At 60.8% G+C, this 2,515-nt stretch carries 3 protein-coding genes and 4 tRNA genes; all 7 read right to left on the minus strand.

The genetic code is table 11. The features are described 5' to 3' along the window. Positions 1-2: 2 nt before the first annotated feature. The 7 genes from WMO66_RS02330 to WMO66_RS02360 all read right to left on the minus strand — a co-directional run bounded on the left by WMO66_RS02330 (position 3) and on the right by WMO66_RS02360 (position 2,395). A tRNA-Gly gene (locus WMO66_RS02330) sits at positions 3-75 on the minus strand. Between the two features lie 3 nt (positions 76-78). Then, a tRNA-Phe gene (locus WMO66_RS02335) sits at positions 79-154 on the minus strand. Positions 155-194: 40 nt separating this feature from the next. Further along, a tRNA-Asp gene (locus WMO66_RS02340) sits at positions 195-271 on the minus strand. A gap of 6 nt (positions 272-277) precedes the next feature. Continuing rightward, a tRNA-Val gene (locus WMO66_RS02345) sits at positions 278-353 on the minus strand. Positions 354-453: 100 nt separating this feature from the next. Further along, the gene (gene hslO / locus WMO66_RS02350; RefSeq protein WP_349134800.1) at positions 454-1,332 is read right to left on the minus strand and encodes an Hsp33 family molecular chaperone HslO; all 879 of its coding nucleotides are present in this window, start codon (positions 1,330-1,332) and stop codon (positions 454-456) included. A gap of 5 nt (positions 1,333-1,337) precedes the next feature. Beyond that, complete coding sequence (locus tag WMO66_RS02355) at positions 1,338-2,096, minus strand: class I SAM-dependent DNA methyltransferase (RefSeq protein WP_349134801.1); 759 nt, start codon at positions 2,094-2,096, stop codon at positions 1,338-1,340. Continuing rightward, positions 2,093-2,395 carry a YerC/YecD family TrpR-related protein gene (locus tag WMO66_RS02360; protein ID WP_349134802.1) on the minus strand — a complete coding sequence of 101 codons (303 nt, stop codon included), beginning with the start codon at positions 2,393-2,395 and terminating at the stop codon, positions 2,093-2,095. Before WMO66_RS02360 ends, WMO66_RS02355 begins: the two co-directional genes overlap by 4 nt. Positions 2,396-2,515 lie beyond the last annotated feature (120 nt).

Below are 2,515 nucleotides of genomic sequence, written 5' to 3' on the forward strand. Positions count from 1 at the left end.
GGAGCGGGTGACGAGGCTCGAACTCGCTACCTCCACCTTGGCAAGGTGGCGCTCTACCAGATGAGCTACACCCGCATCTGGTGCCTCCGGTCGGAGTTGAACCAACGACACGCGGATTTTCAGTCCGCTGCTCTACCTACTGAGCTACAGAGGCATGTTGAGCCGAGTTAAACTCGGCTCAGATGCTTTAAAAATGGCGACCCGGAACGGACTCGAACCGTCGACCTCCAGCGTGACAGGCTGGCGTGCTAACCGACTGCACCACCGGGCCAGATAATGGTGGGAACAACAGGGCTCGAACCTGTGACCCCATGCTTGTAAGGCATGTGCTCTCCCAGCTGAGCTATGCTCCCCTGCGTCCTTCTGAGTGGCGATCACTCATCAGCGACGGGTCTTATTATACACGCAGGTCCCCATTTTGTCAAGCACTTTTTCGATTATTTTCAAGTTTCTTTAAATCTTTTTCAGGAGGTCCGAGATCTCCTCCGGCGTGAAGGTATAGACCTGATCACAGAACTGGCACTCGAGATTGATGGGCTTTCCTTCCGCGACGATCTCCTCGAGGTCTTTGCGGCCGATGGCAATGAGCGTCGAGGTCACGCGCTCGCGCGAGCAGTAGCAGCGATAGCTCACCGGCGTATTCTCGAGGAACTCCAGCTCGAAGCCGTCCAGCACGCGGCGCAGCATAGCCTCCGGCGTCAGCCCCTCGGAGAGCATGGGCGTCACGGCGCCTGCGGCGCGGATACCGGCCTCGAGCCGGTCGATGAGGGCGTCCGGCGCATCCGGCAGCAGCTGGATGAGATAGCCGCCCGCCACGCTGACCGTCTGGTCGCGGCCGACGAGCACACCGAGCGCACAGGCCGTCGGCGTCTGCTCGCTCTGGGCAAAGTATGCCGTCACATCATCGCCGATCTCGCCGGAGACGAGCGCGACGGAGCCGACATAGGGTTCCTTCATCTGCAGGTCGCGGATGACCGTGAGCATGCCGTCCGTGCCGACGGCAGCGCCGACATCCAGTTTGCCCGCATACTTCTCCAGCAGCGTGATGCCGGGATTCTGCACATAGCCGCGGACATTGCCCTCGGCATCCGAAACGGCCAGCAGCGTCCCAAGCGGGCCGCCGCCCTTGATCTGCAGCGTCAGCGTGCCGTTTTCGACCTTCTGCATGTTGCCCATCATCGAGGCAGCCGTCAGGACGCGGCCGAGCGCGGCTGTGGCCGTGGCCGTGGTGCGGTGGATCTGGCGGGCGCGCTCCGCGATCCCCGTGGAGCAGATGGCCGTCGCCTTCAGAAAGCCATCCTTCGTGATGGCGCGAACAATGTGATCCTGCATTGCAGTTACTCCTTCCATGCGGCAAAATACATGCGCTGCTCGTCCGGACCGGGCGGCGTCAGCGTGCGGTCACCGAAGCACTCTACACGCGCAAAGCCCGCCTCGCGGAGCCACTGCTCCAGCGTGTCCGGGTCATAGGCATATTCACAGTGCTGCTCAAAGCTGCGCGCCCACAGTGCACCCCTGCGGCGGAACAGATCGATGCCATAGTAGCAGCAGTTCTCTTCTTCGTCAAATTCCGCTCGCCAGACGCAGTAGGACTCGTCATTCTCATCGAGGAAAACCTGCCCGTCCAGCCCGCGCAGCTTTTGTGGCGTGTTGATATCGAAAAAGAACATGCCGCCGGGCCGCAGCGCGCGCCAGACGCGGTGAAACGTCTTGCGGCAGTCCTCCGGCTCCGTCAGATAGTTCAGGCTGTCCAGGAGGCACACAATGGCCTCCACAGGCTCCGGCAGGGTCAGGCGCTGCATGGGCTGGCAAATGAAGAACGGCGGGTTTTCCGCCATGGCTGCAGCCTTCTGTGCGGCGGCCGTCAGCATTTCCTCGGAAATATCCGCACCGATGACGCGATAGCCGCGCTCCGCCAACAGCACGGACATAGAGCCGGTGCCGCAGGCAAGGTCCAGCACGGTCTTTGGCGAATGCCCCGCGCGCTGCAGGACGGTCTCGAAAAACTGCAGCACGGCGGCATAGTCCACATCGGTCGTCAGCCCGTCATACGCGCCCGCGAGCGTTTCATAGGGTTCCCTTGCTTCGGGGCTCATTTCTTTTCCTCCGCATCGACTTTTGCAAAAGCGCGCTCATAGCCGCCCGTACCGCCCGTCAGGCAGCGGTTCACGCGGCTGATGGTTGCGGAGCTGGCGCTCGTCTCGGCGAGGATGTCGCTGTAGATCATGCCGCGATCGAGCATGCGGGCGACCTCATAGCGCTGCTCCATGGCCTTCAGCTCCGGCTGTGTGCACAGGTCGACGAGAAAATCATAGCAGTCATCGAGCGAATCCAGCGCGGTGATCGCGCGATACAGCTCGCTGTTTTTATCTGAGCGTTTGTTCCTGCTGTCCATGGGATAACACCTCCGGATATTTGGATATCTTTATTTTAACACACTATATTGTGAAAGTAAACCGCATTCTGCGGATATTTACGGCAAATTGCGCAGAAATCTCCCCCGGCGCAAAGCGCC

Origin of the sequence: Faecousia intestinalis (assembly GCF_040096185.1) — a bacterium.
In the GTDB taxonomy this organism is placed as follows: domain Bacteria; phylum Bacillota; class Clostridia; order Oscillospirales; family Oscillospiraceae; genus JAZOXB01.

Bases quoted from the DNA above. Each gene is read 5' to 3' on its own strand.
- hslO (WP_349134800.1), bottom strand. From the start codon at position 1,332: ATGCAGGATCACATTGTTCGCGCCATCACGAAGGATGGCTTTCTGAAG.
- WMO66_RS02355 (WP_349134801.1), bottom strand. From the start codon at position 2,096: ATGAGCCCCGAAGCAAGGGAACCCTATGAAACGCTCGCGGGCGCGTAT.
- WMO66_RS02360 (WP_349134802.1), bottom strand. From the start codon at position 2,395: ATGGACAGCAGGAACAAACGCTCAGATAAAAACAGCGAGCTGTATCGC.